The following is a 19,517-nucleotide window of genomic DNA, read 5'->3' as shown; positions in this document are numbered from 1 at the left end:
AATACCCTGCAGGTGAGATCGCCCGGTACATTGGTGGCTTCCTGGCTCCCGTCAAGGAAAGCTATTCTCCGGAGCTGAGATTGCCGGATTTGCAAGATCACGTTTTCGCCACCCCCACGCGGTGGCTGATGCTGAGCTATAGCGGTCTTAGGCAAAGGTCGTGCTGGGCTTCTCACCTCAAAATTGGAAGGGGATCAGCCAAAATCAGAAGCACGGTTGTTGACGGCGTCTTTGATGTAAAGCGCTATACGCTTTGGATAGGGCGGTAGCGTAGAGTGACGTGCAATTCGGCGGGTCGCGGCCCGCCGACAGTCCGCGAAACGATGTGGAGAATTCGATGCGGAACACGATGCTGGGCTTCATGGCGCTTGCGCTCGTCGCGTGCCAATCGGCTCCCGCAGGGCCGCAACCCGCCGCTCTCGAACCTGCGCCGGATCCTGTTGGCACTCCTGCTCAGCCGGTCTCGAACTCCGCCGCGGCCCCCGCGGGTTCGGCAATCATGGATCCATCCGTGACGATCACTCCCCCTGCGAAGGGCGTTCCAACAAAGTACGCCGCTTTTTCGGGCATGTGGGCTGGGCGATTGGAGGGGGCGTATGAAGCCAAAGTCGCCGTGCAGACGATTTCCGCAAACGGCAAGGTGACGGTCACTTTTGCCTGGGGCAATCTGGGCGACAACAATCCGGGCGAGGCCGCCGGTGAAGGAAGAATTGTCGGGAGCACATTGAAGCTCGGGCGCCTGCCGAATGGCGCGGACATCAGTCTGACGATGATGCCCGATGGGACCCTGGCCGGAACCTATGCGCTCGCCGGCCAGACCTATAGGGGCCCGTTCATCAGGCAATGATCAAACCTGACTGGTCGCCTTGCGGCCAGCCCGTATCCGTCAGCCCGCCATCCAGCCGCCGTCAACCATCAGGTTGATGCCGGTGACGTAGCTTGCCATGTCGCTGGCAAGGAACAGCGCCGCTCCCGCCACATCGTTCGGGGTTCCAAGCCGCGGCCAAGGCGTACGACGGAGCGAATAGTCGAGCGCATCGGGGTCGTTGGCCACGCCCGGCTTGCCGGTGATGATCTTGCCGGGTGCGATGGCGTTGCAGACGATCAGATCGTCGGCGTGGTCGACCGCGATCTGCCTCGTCATCTGCACGATGCCGCCCTTGCTCACCGAATAGGGAAGGTCGCCGGGGCAGGCCACCATGCCATGCTGCGAGGAGATGTTGATGATGCGGCCGCGCACGTCGTCAACGGGCGCCTGGGCGAGCATCTGCGTCACCGCCCGCTTCGAGCAGTAGAAGAAGCCGGTCAGGTTGACGCCGATGACGCGGTTCCACTGCTCCGGCGTGGTGTCGATCAGATTGGTGCTGGTGTAGATCGCGGCGTTGTTGACCATCACATCGAGCCGTCCGAATTGCTCGACCGTCGCACCAACCAGCGCATCGACGGCGCTCCAGTCGGAGATGTCGGTCCTGATGTAAACGGCAGCTCCGCCGGCCGAGCGGATCAAGTCCACGGTGTTCTCACCCCCCTCGATCGGCTGCTCGACCGTGTCGGCGATGACGACGCTCGCGCCCTCGGCCGCGAATTTCAGCGCGATCGCACGGCCGATGCCGGAACTGCCTCCGGTGACGATGGCGGTCTTGTCTGTGAGCAGGGGCATGGTCCTCAGCTTTCCCGGGTGACGATGTTTCCGACTTTCGGGCCGATCAGTTTTCCCTCGCGCACGATCTCGCGACCGCGCAGGAAGACGCTTGTCAGCCGCGCCTGGACGGTCCAGCCGTCGAATGGCGTATAGCCCGCTCGCGACACCTGATCGGCATTGGCGATCGTGCTGGACCGGCGCGGATCGAGGATGAGGATATCGGCATCGTAGCCGCTGGCGATCTTCCCCTTGCGCCGGCCAAGGCCGAAGCGCTCGGCTGGATTGCGGGCGCTCAGGCGCACCAGATCGGGCAGCGTGATCACGCTCTCGTCGACCAGTTTCAACATCGCCTGCAGCAGCGTCTGCAGCCCCGGCATGCCGCCCGGAATGTCGGCGAAAGCCGCGCAGGGCGCCGCCTTTTCGGCTGGCGCGTGCGGCGCGTGATCGGTGGCGACGATGTCGATCAGTCCTGCGCCGAGTGCCGCGCGCAGCGCATCCACATCATGCGGCGAGCGCAAGGGCGGCGAGGCCTTGAGATTGGCGCCTTGCATCTCATAGTCGCTGGCGTTGAAGAAGAGGTTCTGCGGCGTGGTTTCGACGCTGGCGTCGGCCATGCCGCGCAGCCGGCTCCACGTCTCGACGCCGAGTTCGGAATTGATCTGGCGGACATGAATTCTGGCCTCGGCCGAGGCGGCGACGACAAGCGCTCGGGCGATGCCGTTGGCCTCGGCGAGCGGCGGCCGGCTGGCCTGAAAGGCGGCGATGGTTCCTGAGCGGTCGCGCAGTGTGCTGCCGGCCAGGATCGATTGATCGCCGGGCGAGATGCCGATCAAAGTATCGGTGCCTGCGAAAGCCTTCAACGCCTCGGCCACGGCGTCGAGCGTCGCAAAGAGGAAGTCATCGGGCACATCGGCGGTGAACAGCTCAAATGAAACCGGCGAGAGATCGAGCAAGCCTGGTATGTGTGACAGGTTGCGGCTGACGACGGTCTGCAGACCGACATCGACATGGATGCGGCCTTTGGCCATCGCCATCTTGTCGGCAAGCTGTTCGGCCGTGGCCGTCCATGGCTCGTCGGTCGGCATGTCGAGCACCGTCGTCACACCGCCAAGGGCCGCCGCATGCGTGCCGGAGGAAAAATCCTCCTTGTGCGTCAGGCCCGGCTCGCGCAGATGCGCGTGCGCGTCGACCAGGCCGGGCAACAGATAGGCACCGGCGGCATCGAAAATGGCTCCGGCCGAAACCGTCTCACCGGGGGCGACGAGCGCTACGATCCTTCCGTCGGTGACGCCTACATCGCGCCGCTCGGACCCTTCGGCATTGACGATGGTGGCTCCCCGGATCAGCGTTTCGAACATGCCGCCATTCTCTTTGCTCTTGTCAGCCGCGCCGCTCGAAGCCGGCATGGTTGGCGAGCCAGAACCGGGCGATGTCTTCGCGCCGCATGAAGGCGGCGGCCGGGTTCTGCTTCACGTGCTCGATCACCTCGCGCAGCCCGGATGCCCGGTTGGGCTGGCCCATCCAGCGCGCATGGATGCCGATCGTCAGCATGCGCCCGCCAGTCTCGTCCGCCTCGTCGAGCATGTAATCGATGGCCGAGCGGCAATCCTCGGCGAAGTCGCGCGGGTTGCTGTAGCCGGGCGCCACCAGATAGCGGCTGTCGTTGAGTGTCTTGGAATAGGGAACGACCAGTATCTCCGTGCCTTGGTGATCGACGAAGTAGGGCAGATCGTCATTGCAGGGGTCGGAGTGGTAGAGGAATCCGCCTTCCTCGACGAGCAGACCGCGCGTGTTGACACTGGGCAGCGAGCGGCAGTTCCAGCCCAACGGCCGCCTTCCCAGCAGCTTCTCGTAGAGAGCCACGGCTTCATGCAGATGGCGCTTTTCCTCGCTGCGCTCCATCGTCGTGTAGTCGATCCAGCGCAGGCCGTGGCCGAGCAGGTCGTGCCGTCGCGTCTTCATCCATTCGACGAAGGGCGGGTTTTGCTCCAGCGCCACCGCACAGGCGGAGATGGTGATCGGGATATCATAACGGTCAAACAGACGCGCCAGACGCCATACGCCGGCCCGGCTGCCGTACTCGAAATGCGTCTCGGTGCCGAGGTCGCGCACCGGCGGACTGGAAGTGAGATTGTATTCGCCCCAATTGTCGTTGCGGCCGTCTTCGAGCCAGGAATACTCCGAGCCTTCCTCGTAGTTGAGCACGAGGTTGATGGCGAGCTTGACACCACCGGGCCAGGTCATGAAGGGCGGGCGCGGACCGTAGCCGACGAAGTCGCGCGGCTGTGGCGCTTGCGAGGCAACGCTGTGCGTCATGACAATTTCCTCTCAGCTCGTTTCGTTGGCTTCTATCCAGTCCATGTAAGCGTGGAAGGCTTCCTTGCCGGATCGCGGCCGCCATGTGGTGTCGCGCAGGATGCGGGCGATGTCATACGCCCCCCACATGCCGCCTTTCAGGCTAACATCCTGGACGATGTTGGCGTCTTCTCCCGATGTCACCTCGACTTTCAGTCCGGGCACGCGTTCCCTTGCCCAGCCGATGATCTCGCCGATGGTCTGGCTGGAGCCGGAGCCGATATTGTAGTGGCGGTAATTGAGGCGTGGGGCATCGATCAGTGCGAGGATCGCGGCGGCAACGTCGGTAGAGGCGGCGTAGTCACCGACCGGCTCCAGGCTGTTCGGCCTGATCGTCTCGCCGGCCAGGGCCATATGCGCGACGCGGTTGGGAACATGGCGAAAGTTGCGGCTCTCGGTGGCGCGGTCCATCGGGCCATAGACGGAAGCAAGCCGCACCGAGACTGCCGACAGGCCGAACAGGTCGGCATAGCGGTTGGTCACCATTTCGGAGGCGAATTTCGAGATGCCGTAGAGCGTCAGCGGCGCGACATAGCCGTCTTCAGGCAGTGGCTCGCTGCTCCAGTCGGGCCCGTTGTGGCGGTAGACGGATCCGGAGCTGACATAGACGAAGCGCTTGAGACCCTGTCTCTCGCGGGCCCAGTCCAGCATCCGCACGGTGCCCATGAGATTGACGTCGACGATGCGGGCGGGGTCCTCGGCCTCCGGCTGGCGTTTTGCCTCCGAGGCGCTGCCACGCGAGATCGGCGTGATCGTCGCGCCATGCACGATTGCCGTGATGCCTTGCTCGTCAAGCGTCGCGGACCAGCTCTTCGGGTCGAGCACATCGGCGGCGATTACCGTGAGCCGGTCGCGCACCGGAGCGAAATGCTTTTCGGCCGCCGCGTCGAGGCCGGACCGGTCGAGGATCACGGCACGGGCTTGCGGGTCACGGTCCAGCCATGCGCGTGCGACCACGCTCATGACAAAGCCGGTGCCACCGGTGACGAGCAGCGTCATGCGAACTCCTTTGAAGCTGGACGAAGAGGGACGAAGTCAGCGCGTCGCATAGCCGCCATCCACGAGCATGTCGGATCCGGTGACGAAGGACGCGTCCGATGACAGAAGGAAGGCCGCCGCCGCGGCAATTTCATCCGGCTCCGCGATGCGGCCGAGCAGATGGGCGGGTCCAAGACCTGCATTGGCGGCCTCGAAGTCCGGAAATCTGCGCAACAGGCGCGCCGTCGCCACGGCGCCCGGCGACAGGCTGTTGACGCGCACCTTGTCCGGCGCATGGTCGACCGCCATCGCCTTGGCGAGATGGATCAGTCCCGCCTTGGCAGCACAGTAGGCGACGGCCTTGGTGGTCGCGACCCGTCCGAACTGCGAGCCGATGAACACCACCGAACCGCCGCCGCCGGCCGCGATCAACGGCACCGCGTACTTGCTCATCAGGAACGCACCGGTCAGGCCGACATCGAGTTCGCGCCGCCACGACTGTTCGTCAAGATCGACGACGGTGGCGTTCGTCGACGGCGCGGCGGCGTTGTGCACCAGTCCGTCCAGCCGGCCGAATTCTTGTCTCGCGAATTCGACGGCGTCCCGGGCGGAACCGATGTCGGTCACGTCACATTGGCAGGCGGCAGCCGAAGGGCCAAGTGTATCGGCAAGCTGTGTCGCGGCCGCGAGATCATAGTCGGCGCAGACCACGCTGGCGCCTTCCGCGACGCACCGCCGGGCAATGGCGGCGCCAATGCCGCTTGCGGCGCCCGCGATCAGGACAACGCTGCCTTGCAATCGGTTCATCGCGGCGACCTCAAACTCGTTCCTCTACACTTTGCATGACCGGCGCCGTGACCGGCCGGCGCAGAAGATTGTAGCAGGCCGCGACCGTGACCAGGGCAGCGCCGCCGCCGAGCAGCAGGAACATGGCGGGAGGGCCAAGATGCGCCATCAATCCCGCGGCGACGCCCGGCGTCGCCACATTGCCGATCGAGTAGAGCAGGAGCAGCGTGCCGGACGCGGCGACCATGTGCCGGCTGTGAAGCTGCGATGCGCCGAAGGCCATCGCCACCGGATAGATCGTCAGCGCCGTGGCACCATAGAGGAAGAACAGCACGAACAGCAGCGGCACCGACAGGGTGCCGACCCATGCGATCGCGGCGCAGGTCGTCACTGACACCAGCCCTTGGATGAGCAGCATCAGGCGACGGTCGAACCGGTCCGACAGCCAGCCGACCGGGGTCTGCGCGAGCATGCCGGCTATGCTAATTATGGTCACCAGCCAGACGGTAGCCACCGCCGACAGTCCGATCTGCGTCCCGTAAAGAGGTGTCAGCACGAAGATGTTCATGTTGGTGATGCCGGCCTGGAAAATGGCGACGACCGTCACCGGCGCCAGCCTAAAAAGCGCGAGCGGTCCGAGCCGCCTGTCTGCCTTCGCTCCGGGCGTGGGCGCCGGATCGGCCGGCACCGAAGGCAGCGTCGGCCAGCGTAGCCCCGCGAATTTTGGCGCGAAGGCCAGAAGCACCGTCGCCGTCGCCACCAAGAACAGATGCGGAGATTTCGGACCGACCAGCGCGACCAGTATCTGGCCGAGCAGCACGGCGATCGCTGTCGTCAGCATGTAGATCGAGAACATCGCGCCGCGATTGTGCTGTTCGGCATAGAGATTGATCCAGCTCTCGCAGACGACGAACATCGAGGCCATCGACATGCCGCCAAGCAGCCGGAAGCAGAACCAGCTCGGCATGAAGTCGGTGAAGATGAAGCCCAGGGCCGACAGCAGCGCGGTTGTCAGGATCAGCAGGAAGGTCCGCTCATGGCCATAGCGGGCGACCAATGGACGCGTCATCAGGCATCCGATCAGGAAGCCGACCGGATAGGCGGTCAGCACGATCTGCACGACGTCGGGGTCGACGCCAGGTTTGCCCAGATGGAACGAGACCGCGGTCGTCAGCATGGCGCTGCCGATGCAGGCGAGACAGACGCTTGCCATGATCGGCAGCGTGGCGCGGGAGCGCTCGGCGTTCCGCCAGAAGCGCATCGCGGATTGAGAGATCGACCCCATGAATGCCGCCGTCAGCCGGCTAGGACAGGCGCCGGCGATCGCAAGCAGGGTCAATGACCGACGCTGAACCTTGATGCATTGCGACGGCTCCCCTTGGCAGTCACGCCGGCCAGCGGCTGCTCTCCCAGACAGAAGCTACACTTCGTCATGCACGCCACAAGCGAAGATTGACACGGCTATGGCGTGATTTTTTTTGGCCATCCCGGTGGCGGAAAACGGCGTTGCGCCGTGCGACAGGCTTTACAGTCCTTTTGCACGCTCCCTACGATAGGTCACCTGCCGAAGATCGAGAGGAGACCAGGGTATGACGATCGAACGTCTTGAGAACGGGCAACGCTTCTGCCGGGTGCTGCGCTACAACGGCACCGTCTATGTCTCCGGCCTGACGGCGGACGACCTTTCCGGCGACACCACCGCGCAGACGAAGCAGATTTTCGCCAAGATCGATACCCTTCTGGCCAAGGCCGGCAGCGACAAGTCGAAGCTTCTCAGCGCCCAAATCTGGCTGCGCGACATCGCCGACTTCGAGATGATGAATGCGGCATGGGACGCCTGGATCGACCGCAGCGCCATGCCGGTGCGCGCAACGGTCGAGGCGCGACTTGCCGGCGACCAGTATCGCGTCGAGATCATGGTCACGGCGGCCGTCGGCTGACGCCGATTGGGGTGGGCAAACCGGATGCATGAGCTGGTGATCAAAGGCGGAAGGGTTGCGCTCGACAACGGTTGGGCCGAATGCGACATCGCCGTCGATGAGGGCCGCATCGCCGCCATCGGGACCGGCCTGGCCGGTAAATCCGTGATCGGCGCCGGCGGTCGTTGGGTCATGCCCGGCGGCATCGACGCCCACTGCCATCTCGACCAACCGGTCTGGGGCGGGGCCGGCAATGCGGACGATTTCGAGTCCGGCACCATCTCGGCCGCCTTCGGCGGCACGACATGCATCGTCCCGTTCGGCATGCCGGGTCCGGAGATGAGCACTGTCGGCGCCATTGATCGAGCGCTCGATCGCGCCACAGGGCGCGCGGTGATCGACTACGGGCTGCACGCCGTGGTGACCATGGGCACCGGCTCGAATGTCGAGCAACAGCTTTCGCAGCTCGCTGGACGCGGCATCGCCTCGGTCAAGCTGTTCATGACCTATCAGGGTTTTGCGGTCGACGACGATCTCTTCTTCAGGGTACTCGATACCGCGCACAGGCTTGGCTGGATTGTCATGGTCCATGCCGAGAACGACGCCGCCATCCGCCGCACGCGCCAGAGGCTGATCGATCTCGGCCGAACCGACATCCGCTACCATGTCGTTGCCCACAGCGAGACGATGGAGCGCGAGGCCACGCATCGTGCGCTGGCCTTCGCCGAAATGACCGGCGCACGCATGACCATCGTCCACGTCTCCTCCTGGCAGTCGGCCGAGGAGGTGGCGCGGGCACGGGCTCGTGGTGTGGATGCGATCGCCGAGACCTGTCCGCAATATCTGTTCATCGGCGCTGCCGACCTCGATCGGCCGGCCCTGGATGCCGCGCGCTTCGTCTTTTCACCGCCGCCGCGTTCGCCGCGCAGCCATGAGCATCTGTGGCAGGCGCTGATCGATGGCGGCATCGATCTCTGGTCCTCCGACCATTCGCCCTATTTCTTCGCCGACAAGATCGCGCGATCGCGGACGCCCGGTTTTACCACCACGCTGAGCGGCATCCCCGGCATCGAGACTCGTCTGCCGCTGCTCTTCTCGGAAGGACTGCTCTCCGGCCGGCTGACGCTGGAGCGCTATCTCGATCTCACCTCGCGCAATGCCGCCGCGATCTATGGTCTGGCCCACGCCAAGGGCCGGATAGCGGTCGGCCTCGATGCCGATCTGGCGCTGTGGGATCCCACGGCGACCTGGACGCTTGGCCATTCGGCCCTGCATTCGCGCGTCGACTTCACGCCCTACGAGGGCAGGAGCGTGACCGGCAAGCCGACCACCGTGCTGGTGCGCGGCGTGCCGGTGGTCGCCGACGGCGTGCTGCAGGTGCAGCCTGGGTTCGGACAATTCGTAGAGCGCAGCGCGGCCGATCCGGCCCGCTCGGGAAAACCAGTCGAGGAGACGACGCCATGGCTCGATGCCTGACTATAGCGGTCGCCCAGACCGGACCGATCCAGCGCAGCGCCTCGCGTGCCGAAACTGTCGATCGCCTCGTCCACTTGCTGGAACAGGCTGCGGCCGCGGGTGCGGAAATTGTGGCGTTCCCTGAGATGGCGCTGACCACCTTCTTCCCGCGCTGGCGCATCGACGATCAGGCTGAGATCGACGCTTTCTTCGAACAGTCGATGCCTGGCCCCGCAACGCAGCGCCTCTATGACGCCGCCGCGCGCCTCAAGGTCGGCTTCGCGCTCGGCTATTGCGAGATTGCTGGGGAAGACGGCCGGACGCGCCATTTCAACACCATGGACCTTGTCGGCCCGGACGGGCGCTTCATCGGCCGCTATCGCAAGATGCATGTGCCGGGGTCGAGCGAGCCGGAGGAAGGCACCACCACGCATCTCGAGCGGCGCTATTTCGAGCCTGGCAATCTCGGCTTCCCGGTCTTCGACTATCGCGGCGTCCGTGTCGGCATGGCGATCTGCAATGACCGCCGCTGGCCGGAGACCTATCGTATGCTGTGCCTCAACGGCGCCGAGGTAGCTCTGCTTGGCTACAACACGCCGCTGCTGCTGGACGAGGCGCCGGCGCTGGCGCATCTCAGGATGTTCCACAACCATCTGCCGATGCAGGCCGGCGCCTACCAGAACACGCTGTGGGTGGCGGCCGCCGCCAAGGCCGGGCTGGAAGACGGCCAGGCACTGATAGGCGGCTCCTGCATCATCGCGCCGACCGGCGAGATTGCTGCGCAGGCGATGTCGCTCGGCGACGAGATCATCGTCCATCGCGCTGACCTCGACCTGATCGAGACCTGCCGGAAGGTGAATTTCAATTTCGCGCTCTATCGCCGCCCCGATCAGTACCGGCGTATTTCGGAACCGGTCTGAGATCGAAACGAGATGGGCCTGATCGAAGCCAGCCATAGCCAAGCCACGATGATGCTGCCGACCGATCCACTTTCGCTGAGCGAGATCGTCGAGAACGGTCTTTGCATCGGCTGCGGCCTCTGCCGATCGATCGCCGGCCGTGGCGCGGTCGAGATGATGATGACGCCGGAGGGGCGCGAGCGGCCGGTGGCGAACCAGGCATTGGACAGGTCGACGCTGATGCGGATCAACGCCGTCTGTCCGGGAACGCGCATCGCCGGTCCGTCGCGGGCGCAGGCAAGCAATGCCGCAGTAACGGACACCGTCTGGGGCCCTGCCGAACGGCTTGTGCTCGGCTGCGCGGGAGATCCCGCGGTGCGGTTTGTCGGCTCGGGAGGTGGGGTGCTGACGGCGCTTGGCCAATTCCTCCTGAGTTCCGGACGCGTCAAGTTCGTGCTGCATGTCGCCGCATCGCATTCCCAGCCGATGCGCAGCGAGCGCCGCCTGAGCTTTGATGCCGCTTCGGTGCTTGAGGGCGCCGGCTCGCGCTATGGCCCGGCTGCGACCCTGGTGGATTTCGGCGACATCCTCGATCGCGGCGAGCCGTTCGCGCTGATCGCCAAGCCTTGCGACGTCACCGCCGTGCGCAACCTGGCGCGGCTCGATCCCCGCGTCGATGATTTGATGCGATATGCCTTGGCCTTCGTCTGCGGCGGTGCCTCGGATCTGTCGAAATCGGAACAGGCGTTGCAGCGCTTCGGCCTCGGCGAGGACGAACTCAGATTGTTCCGCTATCGGGGTCACGGCAACCCCGGCCTCAACCGAATCGAAACCAGCGACGGGCGCGCCTTCGAACTCACCTATCGGCAGCTGTGGGAAGACGAGGATAAATGGATGATCCAGCCGCGCTGCAAGATCTGCCCGGATGCGATCGGCCAGGTGGCGGACATCGCGGTTCATGACGCCTGGCTGAACGGCGGGCCGGCGGTCGAGGACGAGGCGCTCAACGGCATCATCGTGCGCACTAGGCGCGGCCTTGAGCTGTTCGACGCGGCGGTCGAAGCCGGCGCGCTGGAGATCAAGCGGGAAACCAGTATGGCGGAGATCAGTGAGTTGCAGTCGCATCAGGTGCGCAAGCGGCGCGCCGTCTGGGCGCGGCTGAAAGGCATGGCGATCGCCGGCAAGCCGATGCCTTTTGTCACCGACCTCGCACTTGAAGATTGCGCCGCGCAGAATTCGTTGGCCGAAAATCTGGCCGAGGGGCGTGGCGCCCGCGACCGCGCCCGGCGCGGACGCCTGGGTGAGCCGCCTGCCGTGCCGCGTGAAAGCAAGGCTGTGCGATCTTGTTAAAGGATGAGCTGATATGAGTGCCGCCGAGCAAACCGAAATCATCATCATTGGCGGCGGCATGGCCGGCGCCGGCGCCGCCTTCGAGATTTCCCGCTCGGCCAAGGTGGTCGTGCTCGAGCGGGAAAGCCATTGCGGCTACCACACCACCGGCCGCTCGGCGGCAAGCTTTACCGAAAACTACGGCAACGGCATTATCCGCCGGATCGTGCTGGCGAGCCGGTCTTTCCTGACCGAACCGCCGGCTGGCTTCACTGATTATCCGCTTCTCGGCAAACGCGGCATGATCACCGTGGCGCGCGCCGATCAGCTCGATCTCCTGGCTCAGGATCTCGAGGCCGCGCGGGCGCTGGTGCCGTCGATCGTCGCCATGACACCGGCCGAGGCGATTGCGCGCGTGCCGGTGCTGCGCGCGGATTATCTCGCCGGCGCCTATATCGAACCGCATTCGATGGACATCGATGTGAACGGCCTGCACCAGGGCTTCTTGCGTGGCGCCCGTGCGCACGGCGCCAGGATCGTCACCAATGCCGGCGTCAACGCCATCGGCCGGCAAGGCGGCCAATGGCGGGTCGAAACCCCGGCGGGAACATTCCTTGCGCCACAGATCGTCAATGCCGCCGGTGCCTGGGGTGACGAGATCGCCGTCATGGCTGGCGTGCGCCCGATCGGCCTGCAGCCGAAGCGCCGCACCGCCTTCAACATCCCGGCGCCCGCCGGTGTCGACATATCAGAGTGGCCGCTGGTCAACGATGTCGGCGCCGAATTCTATTTCAAGCCGGATGCAGGGCAGTTGTTCGTCTCGCCTGCCGATGCGACGCCCTCAGCACCGATGGATGCCTATGCCGAGGATATCGATGTGGCGATCGGCGCCGAACGTCTTGAGCGGGCGACGACGATCGAGGTGCAGCGCGTGTCGCGCTCATGGGCAGGCTTGCGGACCTTCGTCGCCGATGGGTCGCCGGTGGTCGGACCGGATGACGAAGTACCGGATTTCGTCTGGCTGGTCGGGCAGGGCGGCTACGGCATCAAGACCTCGCCGGGGCTGTCGCGCGTCTGCGCCAGCCTGATCGCGGGCAAGGGCTTTCCAGATGATGTCGCAAGGCAGGGCGTGTCTATGGAAGATCTCGCGCCACACCGGCTGCGCGGCGTCGAGTCCCAAGCCAGACAGGTTGCGTCATGAGCGATGCCGCACTCACGGCCGGCGGCAGGCTGGCCGGGCATCTGCTGGACAGGCTTGCGCACGCCACCACCGATGCGCCGGGGATCACGCGTATCGCCTATGGACCCGGTGAACGCTTCGCCCACGATCTCGTGCGCGATGAAGCGGAAAAGCTCGGCGCCACGGCGCATGTCGATGCCGCCGGCAATCTCTATTTGACGCTGAAGGGCCGCGACCCCGACCTGCCGGCGATCGTTGTCGGTTCGCATCTCGACAGCGTGCCGCATGGTGGCAATTTCGACGGCGCTGCGGGCGTCGTGGCCGGACTGGCGGTGATGGCCGAACTGGTCGGGCAAGGCATCCAATTGTCACGCGATCTGATCGTGCTGGCGACCCGCGCCGAGGAAGCGGTGTGGTTTCCGCTATCCTATCCCGGCAGCCAGGCCGCACTTGGGTTGCTTGAGCCGGCGGCGCTGGACGCGAGGCGGTCGGACAGCGGACGCACGCTTGCGGATCACATGCGTGAGGAAGGCTTCGACCCCGATGCCGTGCGGCGTAGCGTGCCGGGCATCGATGCCGGCCGCATCGCGGCTTTCGTCGAAGTGCATATCGAGCAGGGACCGCGCCTTGTCGCATCCGGTGCGCCGGTCGGCATCGTCACCGGTATTGCCGGCGGCTTCCGTTATGTCGATGCGAAATGCCTTGGCGCCTACGCGCATTCAGGTGCCGAGCCGCGCTTTGCCCGCCATGACAGTGTGCTCGGCTTTGCCGATCTGGTCGCCGGCCTTGAAGCGGAATGGGACGCGCTCGAGCGTGAAGGGCATGAGGCCACCATCACCTTCGGCCGGGTGGAATCCGATCCGAGCCAGCACGGGGGCAGCCGCGTCCTGGGCGAACTCCGCTTCACGCTCGATGTGCGCAGTGCCGAGGCCGCTGTTCTTGAACGGGTCGACGCAAGACTGCACGCGCTCTTCGCCGAAGTCGGCAGGAAACGCGGCGTCAGCTTCGAGGCCGGGCCACGCTTCACCTGGGAGCCGGCAACCATGTCGCCGGCTCTGATCGCAAGGCTGGACCGTGCCGCCACCGAACTGCAGATGCGGGCGCCGCATGTGCCGAGCGGGGCGGGGCATGACGCAGCCACCTTCGCAGGCGCCGACATCGCGACCGCCATGATCTTCGTTCGCAACGAGAACGGCAGCCACAACCCGCATGAAGCGATGGAGATCGCCGACCTTGATCAGGCGATCCGCTTGCTTCTTCGTTTCATCACTGACTTCGACAATCCCCTGGGACAGCCATGAACCTTGCCGCGACCGCCTTGCTCGTCATCGATTTGCAGAACGAATACCGCCCCGGTGCGGCCTGGCCGGTGATCGGCTATGACGCCGTGCTCGCCAATGCCGCGACGCTGATCGCAGCCGCCCGTGCGGCAGGCGTGCCGGTCATCCATGCGCAGGCCTGGGTGAAGCCGGAGGAACGCGACGGCTACGCAAGGCAGGAGGAGATCCTGACCGAGGAATTCCGCTCCGCCGTGGCCGGCAGCGATGGCGCGGCGATCTGCGCCGAAGTGGCGGCGCTGCACGGCGACATCATCATCCACAAGCACTGGCCGAGCGCCTTTCGCCGCACCGATCTTTCAAAACGGCTGGCCGGCCTGAAGGTCGAGAACCTGATCGTGACCGGCGTGCTGACCGACAGTTGCGTGACCGAGAGCGTGTTCGACGCGGTCTACCAGGGTTTCAGGGTCTGGCTGGTCAAGGACGCCTGCGGCAGCATGAGCGAGGCCATGCACCGCACCGGCATGCTCGACATGGCCAACCGGCTCTATGGCGGCGGCATCCTGCGCCTGCCCGAGGCGTTGAAGGCGCTCGCCGGCCAGCCTTTCGACGGCTGGCGCTGCACGCGGCCGGTGGAATTCGTCTACACGCTCGAAACGGTCGACCGGATTTACGAGGCGCTGTGATCGGCGCCGCAGCCGCATGCGCCCCTGACGACCTTTGAGGCCGAGGGCTTGAGTACCGTGCCAGGCAGTGCGCCGGTCGCCCTGCCGCCGCGCCATACGGATACGCCGTTGACGAAGACATGCTCGATGCCGGCGGCGGGCCGACGCGGCTCCTCGAACGTGGCGGTGTCGATTATCGTGTCGGGATCGAAGACGACGAGATCGGCGAAATTGCCTTCGACCAGCAGCCCGCGTTGCGCCATGCCGAATTCCTTCGCGGGCAGCCCGGTCATCCGGAACACGGCCTCCTCCAGGCTGAACAGGCCGACATCCCTGGCATAGTGGCCGAGCACGCGCGGGAAGGTGCCCCACAGGCGCGGATGCGGGTGGATATCGTGCGGCAGGCCGTCCGAGCCGATCATGGTGCGCGGATGGGCGATGATGTTGCGCACATCCGTCTCGTCGAGCTGGAAATAGACAGCACCCGCCGGCAGCAGGCGCTCACCCGCCTCGCGCTCGCTGCAATTCCATTCCCGCGCGATGTCGGCGATCTCGCGCCTGGCCATCTCCGGATGCGGATCCGACCAGGTGACGAGGATCTTCAGGCCCGTGTCGCAACGTTCCAGGCGAAGCACGGTAGAGCTTGCGGCATAGGGATAGACATCCATGCCGATGTCCATCGTCTCGCGCGCCCGGTCGATCCTTTCCAGTGACGGACGGCTCTTGCCGAAATTGGCGCGGCCGGTGCACTGGTGGTGCGAGATGAACAGCTTGCCGCCGGCATGATCGGCAATGTCGATCGCCTCCTCGATCGCCTCGTCCATCGTTTCGAAATAGTTGCGTGTGTGAGTGACATACGGGCCGCCGAGGCCGGCCGCCATGGCTGCGAGCGCCTTGACCTCCTCGGTCGAGGACTTCACGGCGGGCGGATAGTCGAGCCCGGTGCTGAGGCCGAAGGCGCCGTCGGCCATGGCCTCGGCGACCGCCTCCTGCATCGCCGCCGTCTCCGCTTCGTTGGCCGGACGGTCGGTCACCGGCATGCAGCGCTGGCGCAAAGTGGTGTGGCCGACCAATAGAGCCGCGTTCGTGGCGATGCCGCGCCGCCTGAGCTCGGCGACATAGTCGGCAAAGCGATCGAAGCGGAAATTCTCGCGGCCGCCGACCAGCGTGAAGGGCGGGGGTGGCGTCCTGTCGAGAAGCAGCGGCGCCAGGCTGACGCCGCAATTGCCGGCGATCACCGTCGTCACGCCCTGGCTGATCTTCGGATCCATGCCGCGGGGCGCCAGCAGTGCGCCATCGTCATGGGTGTGCACGTCGATGAAGCCGGGCGCGACCACCTTGCCCCTGGCATCGATCTCCTCGATGCCAGTCGCGTCGTCCAGCCGGCCGATGGCGGCGATCCTGTTGCCGGTGACGGCGATGTCGGCCTCGAAAGGTTTCGAGCCGTCGCCGGCGATCAGCGTCGCGTGACGGATGACGAGATCATGGTGCATCGGGTAGAAATCCTAACCTTCCGGATTGGCGGCGATCTCCTCGCGGCGGCGCGCGACATAGGCGTCGAGCTCCTCGCGGATCGCGGGGTCCATCACCGGTTCTTCGTAATCGTGCAGCGCCTGCTGCCAGAGCTCCGTAGCCCGCTCCAGCGCATCCTTGCCGCCGGCTTCCTCCCACGCGCCATGGTTCTGCCAGTTGGAGAGCATCGGCTGGTAGAAGGCGGTGGTGTAGCGCGACATGGTGTGCTCGGCGCCGAAGAAATGGCCGCCGGCCGGCACCGACTTGATCGCTTCGAACCCCAAATCGTCCTCCTGGAACGGCAGCGGCCGCAGGAACTCCATCATGTTCTGCAGGATCTCGACGTCCAGCACGAGCTTTTCATAGGACGCCGTCAGCCCGCCCTCCAGCCAGCCTGCCGCGTGGTAGATCAGGTTGGCGCCGCCGAGCACCGCGCCCCACGTCGCCATTTCCGTCTCGTAGGCGGCCTGCAGGTCGACCACGTTCGAGGCATTCGCATTTGAGGTGCGGTAGGGGAGGTTGTAGCGCCGCGCCAATTGCCCGGCGATGATGTTGGCCTTGGCATTCTCCGGCGTGCCGAAGGCCGGCGCCCCGGACTTCATGTCGACATTGGAGGTGAAGGCGCCGTACATCACAGGCGTGCCGGGATTGACGAGCTGCGTCAGCACCACGCCGAACAGCGCCTCCGCGTTCTGCTGGCAGAGTGCGGCGGCCAGCGTCACCGGCGTCATCGCGCCCATCAGCGTGAAAGGCGTGACGGTCACCGGCTGGCCGTGCTCCGCCATGGCGATCAGGCCCTCCGCCATGGCGTCGTCGAACAGGCGCGGCGAGTTGATCGAGATGATCGTGGTCACGCCAGGCGAGGCGCGCATCTCCTCGACGGAGATGCCGCGCGCGATCGCCATCATGTTGATGCCGTCCATGGCCCGGGCGCGGCCGATCGCGGTGCAGTGGAAGGAGAGGTCGCTCAGCGTCAGATTGGCATGGTAGGTGTCGAGATGGCGCGCATTCGCCGGCAGCTCCATCGGCGCCACCACCTGGTTGCCGATGATGTGGATGGCGTTGAAGTGGTGCGCGAGCCGGATGAAGTTCTGGTAGTCGGCAAGATTGCCCTGACGGCGGCCGTTGATGCGGTCATGCACGTTGGGCGGGCCGGCCACCAGGCCGAAGACCAGCGAGTTGCCGCCGAGATGGACCTGCTTTTCCGGATTGCGGCTGGTCAGCGTGAAGGAGGACGGCACCGCCCGCAGCGCCTCGCGCACGAGGCTCTCATCGATGCGGATGGTCTTCTCTTCGCGATCGACGATGGCGCCGGCGGAAGCGAACAGGTCCATCACCCGCTCGCTCATGACGCGGATGCCGAGTTCGGACAGGATACGCATCGAGGTGTCGTGCAGTTGCTGCATCCGCTCTTCGTCGAGAAGCTGCATGGGCGGATAGGGATTCTTGACGCTCTGCCACGGCAGTTGCGCGATGCCGCCACCGCTGCGCCCGAGCTTCGATCTGCGGCCGCCGCCGCGCCTGTCCTGTGACATCGGATTTATTCCTTCCCGACTCTCTTTTTCGCAATTCCGGACGGAAAACCGCTGCACACTTTTCCTGGAATTGCTTTCAATAGCCGCGCTCCGGACTGACCACATTCTCCAGCGGCTCGCCGCGGCGATAGCGCGCCAGATTGTCGGTGAACATGCGCACCGACTTGATGTCCCAGCCGTCATAGACCGCCGCGCAATGCGGCGTGATGGCGATGTTGTCGTAACCCCAGAAACGATGCTCGGCGGGCAGCGGCTCGGTCGCAAAGACGTCGAGCGCCGCCCCCTTGATCCGCTTGTCGTCAAGGGCTTCGAGCAGCGCGGTCTCATCGACCACGCCACCGCGCGAAATATCGATGAGCACGGCGGAGGGCTTCATCGCTGCGAAGGCCGCTTTGCCGAGCAGGCCGCGCGTGGTCGGCAGCAAAGGCACGCAGCAGATAATGAAATCGGCGCGGCCGACGAGCGGCAGCAGCGCGTCAACGCCATGAACCTCATCCAGGCTTGGTGTCGGCTTGGGGCGCGCGCGGATGCCGAGCGTGCGCATGCCCATCGCGTGCGCCCGTCTGGCGACGGCCTCGCCGGTCTTGCCAAGGCCGATGATCAGCACCGTCTTGCCTTCGATCGGCTCAACGCGGCCGCCGCCCCACTGTCGTGCCTGCTGGCGGCCCGCAAAGCCGCGCAGGTCGAGCGAGAAGGACAGCATGGCGCCGAGCGCATATTCGGCAAGCATGCCGGCGGCAACGCCCGCGGCGTTCGTCACCGTCAGCCGCTCCGGGTCCCAACGTCCGAGATGATCGGTGCCGGAGCCGCCGACCGAGACCCATTGCACGGTCGGGCTTTCGACCAGGGCCTGGCGCGGAAAGCGCGGCGTGCCGTCGAAGCGGACGGAATAAACCACTTCCGCCGCCACGCGCCCGATCAGTTCGGGCAGGGCGGCGTAACTGTCGCAAGCATGGATCGCGAGGTCCGGATGCGTCTCCATCAGCACGGCCAGCGCCGCGCCCGGCCGGTCTGTGTGCAGGATGACGGATGGCTCAGCCGACATGGTGCCGCTCAGTTCCGGCCAATGTGATCTGCCGAAGAGCCGAGCGCCGCGAGCAGCTTCTCACCGTTCTCAAGCGTCGCATTCTCGTGTGGAGCGCGCAGGTTCAGCCACCGCCGGTCACCCGAGCGCACCGCCAGCACGGCCTTCATAGCGGGGATCAGACCGGCATCCTGGATGATCTTGCGGAACGCCTTGATCGCGGCATCCGCTTCGGCAACGTCCTCCCCGGCCAGCGTGCGATCGTAAAGGGAGCGGATGGCCGCGGCGTTGAGGTTGACGGTGGCCGAGATGCAGCCTGCCGCGCCGCTGGCCAGGCCCTTGGTCAGTTGCGCCTCAGAACTCGGGAACACCGCAACCTTAGGCGCCGCGGCAATCACCGCTGCCGTGTTGTTCCAGTCACCAGCGCTGTCCTTGTAAGCGACAACGGTGTTGGGAAACGCCGCGCTCAGCCGGGCGGTCAAGGCCGGGCTCACCGGCACGCCGGAGTTCTGCGGGATATGGTAGAGGATCATCTTCATTGCCGGGTTCGCCACCCGCTCGATCAGTTCGCTGTAGTAGCGCGCCTGGCCGCTATCGCCGGCGGCGGTGTAGAAGAAGGACGGCAGCACCATCACTCCTGCGCAGCCGAGCTCGACCGCATGCTTCGACAGTTCGGCGGTTTCGGGCAGCGCGGTGACGCCGGTGCCGGGCATCAGACGATCTGGCGAAATGCCGGCTTCGATCAGCCACTCCAGCGCCCGCATGCGCTCACCCAGCGAGAGCGACAGCGCCTCGCCGGTGGTGCCGAAGGGGGACAGGAAATGCGCGTCCTGGTCCAGAACCCATCTGGCATGGGACACAAAGAGGTCGCGTGCGATGCCGCCGTCGTCAGCGAATGGCGTCAGGATCGGTGCGATGGTTCCTTGCGGGCGGGTCATCTGTGTCCTCTGTGCGTGATGGT

18 protein-coding genes are annotated in these 19,517 nt (G+C 65.5%); 8 read left to right on the top strand and 10 right to left on the bottom strand.

Features of this window, described 5'->3' with window-relative positions:
* Positions 1 to 337: 337 nt before the first annotated feature.
* Positions 338 to 847 (top strand): hypothetical protein, encoded by a 510-nt coding sequence (locus AC07UC_RS29360; RefSeq protein ID WP_494908290.1) that lies wholly within the window; start codon positions 338 to 340, stop codon positions 845 to 847.
* Positions 848 to 886: 39 nt separating this feature from the next.
* On the opposite strand, the gene AC07UC_RS29355 is transcribed toward AC07UC_RS29360, so the two are convergent.
* Genes AC07UC_RS29355 through AC07UC_RS29330 form a run of 6 tightly spaced genes read right to left on the bottom strand, consistent with a single transcriptional unit; the run spans position 887 to position 7,046 of the window.
* The gene (locus tag AC07UC_RS29355; RefSeq protein WP_494908289.1) at positions 887 to 1,660 is read right to left on the bottom strand and encodes an SDR family NAD(P)-dependent oxidoreductase; all 774 of its coding nucleotides are present in this window, start codon (positions 1,658 to 1,660) and stop codon (positions 887 to 889) included.
* Between the two features lie 5 nt (positions 1,661 to 1,665).
* A complete protein-coding gene (locus AC07UC_RS29350) occupies positions 1,666 to 3,000 on the bottom strand; it encodes a dihydroorotase (RefSeq protein WP_494908288.1) in 1,335 nt (444 codons plus the stop codon).
* Between the two features lie 22 nt (positions 3,001 to 3,022).
* Entirely contained in the window at positions 3,023 to 3,958 is a 936-nt protein-coding gene (locus AC07UC_RS29345; RefSeq protein ID WP_494908287.1) for a polysaccharide deacetylase family protein, read from the bottom strand.
* A 12-nt stretch (positions 3,959 to 3,970) separates the two neighbouring features.
* The gene (locus AC07UC_RS29340) at positions 3,971 to 4,996 is read right to left on the bottom strand and encodes an NAD-dependent epimerase/dehydratase family protein (RefSeq protein ID WP_494908286.1); all 1,026 of its coding nucleotides are present in this window, start codon (positions 4,994 to 4,996) and stop codon (positions 3,971 to 3,973) included.
* A gap of 36 nt (positions 4,997 to 5,032) precedes the next feature.
* Positions 5,033 to 5,782, bottom strand: coding sequence for an SDR family NAD(P)-dependent oxidoreductase (locus AC07UC_RS29335; protein ID WP_494908285.1), 750 nt, complete (start codon positions 5,780 to 5,782; stop codon positions 5,033 to 5,035).
* Positions 5,783 to 5,792: 10 nt separating this feature from the next.
* The gene (locus AC07UC_RS29330) at positions 5,793 to 7,046 is read right to left on the bottom strand and encodes an MFS transporter (protein WP_494908284.1); all 1,254 of its coding nucleotides are present in this window, start codon (positions 7,044 to 7,046) and stop codon (positions 5,793 to 5,795) included.
* Positions 7,047 to 7,350: 304 nt separating this feature from the next.
* Here AC07UC_RS29330 and AC07UC_RS29325 point away from each other — a divergent pair, with 304 nt between their 5' ends.
* Genes AC07UC_RS29325 through AC07UC_RS29295 form a run of 7 tightly spaced genes read left to right on the top strand, consistent with a single transcriptional unit; the run spans position 7,351 to position 14,506 of the window.
* Complete coding sequence (locus tag AC07UC_RS29325) at positions 7,351 to 7,701, top strand: RidA family protein (protein ID WP_056564911.1); 351 nt, start codon at positions 7,351 to 7,353, stop codon at positions 7,699 to 7,701.
* Between the two features lie 24 nt (positions 7,702 to 7,725).
* Entirely contained in the window at positions 7,726 to 9,156 is a 1,431-nt protein-coding gene (gene hydA, locus AC07UC_RS29320; RefSeq protein ID WP_494908283.1) for a dihydropyrimidinase, read from the top strand.
* Complete coding sequence (locus tag AC07UC_RS29315; RefSeq protein WP_494908282.1) at positions 9,141 to 10,055, top strand: nitrilase-related carbon-nitrogen hydrolase; 915 nt, start codon at positions 9,141 to 9,143, stop codon at positions 10,053 to 10,055. Before hydA ends, AC07UC_RS29315 begins: the two co-directional genes overlap by 16 nt.
* 12 nt (positions 10,056 to 10,067) lie before the next feature.
* A complete protein-coding gene (locus AC07UC_RS29310; RefSeq protein ID WP_494908281.1) occupies positions 10,068 to 11,384 on the top strand; it encodes a Coenzyme F420 hydrogenase/dehydrogenase, beta subunit C-terminal domain in 1,317 nt (438 codons plus the stop codon).
* 13 nt (positions 11,385 to 11,397) lie between these two features.
* Positions 11,398 to 12,564: an NAD(P)/FAD-dependent oxidoreductase gene (locus tag AC07UC_RS29305; protein ID WP_494908280.1), complete on the top strand. Its 1,167-nt coding sequence runs from the start codon at positions 11,398 to 11,400 to the stop codon at positions 12,562 to 12,564.
* Positions 12,561 to 13,844, top strand: coding sequence for a Zn-dependent hydrolase (locus tag AC07UC_RS29300; protein WP_494908279.1), 1,284 nt, complete (start codon positions 12,561 to 12,563; stop codon positions 13,842 to 13,844). Before AC07UC_RS29305 ends, AC07UC_RS29300 begins: the two co-directional genes overlap by 4 nt.
* On the top strand, positions 13,841 to 14,506 hold the full coding sequence (locus AC07UC_RS29295) for a cysteine hydrolase family protein (protein ID WP_494908278.1): 666 nt from the start codon (positions 13,841 to 13,843) through the stop codon (positions 14,504 to 14,506). The genes AC07UC_RS29300 and AC07UC_RS29295 overlap by 4 nt, the downstream gene beginning before the upstream one ends.
* Here AC07UC_RS29295 and AC07UC_RS29290 read toward each other — a convergent pair.
* The 4 genes from AC07UC_RS29290 to AC07UC_RS29275 form a co-directional block, all read right to left on the bottom strand.
* Entirely contained in the window at positions 14,491 to 15,978 is a 1,488-nt protein-coding gene (locus AC07UC_RS29290) for an N-acyl-D-amino-acid deacylase family protein (protein ID WP_494908277.1), read from the bottom strand. The two genes, AC07UC_RS29295 and AC07UC_RS29290, sit on opposite strands and share 16 nt — an antisense overlap.
* A 12-nt stretch (positions 15,979 to 15,990) precedes the next feature.
* The gene (locus AC07UC_RS29285) at positions 15,991 to 17,532 is read right to left on the bottom strand and encodes a trimethylamine methyltransferase family protein (RefSeq protein ID WP_140769601.1); all 1,542 of its coding nucleotides are present in this window, start codon (positions 17,530 to 17,532) and stop codon (positions 15,991 to 15,993) included.
* Between the two features lie 76 nt (positions 17,533 to 17,608).
* A complete protein-coding gene (locus AC07UC_RS29280; RefSeq protein WP_494908276.1) occupies positions 17,609 to 18,577 on the bottom strand; it encodes a D-2-hydroxyacid dehydrogenase in 969 nt (322 codons plus the stop codon).
* A gap of 8 nt (positions 18,578 to 18,585) precedes the next feature.
* Positions 18,586 to 19,494, bottom strand: a complete 909-nt coding sequence (locus AC07UC_RS29275; protein WP_494908275.1) for a dihydrodipicolinate synthase family protein — start codon at positions 19,492 to 19,494, stop codon at positions 18,586 to 18,588.
* Positions 19,495 to 19,517: the final 23 nt, after the last annotated feature.

This window comes from Mesorhizobium sp. GW821-FHT04C10, assembly GCF_059420305.1.
Note: the sequence above shows the minus strand (reverse complement) of the source record. Positions and strands in the feature narration are given on the sequence as shown.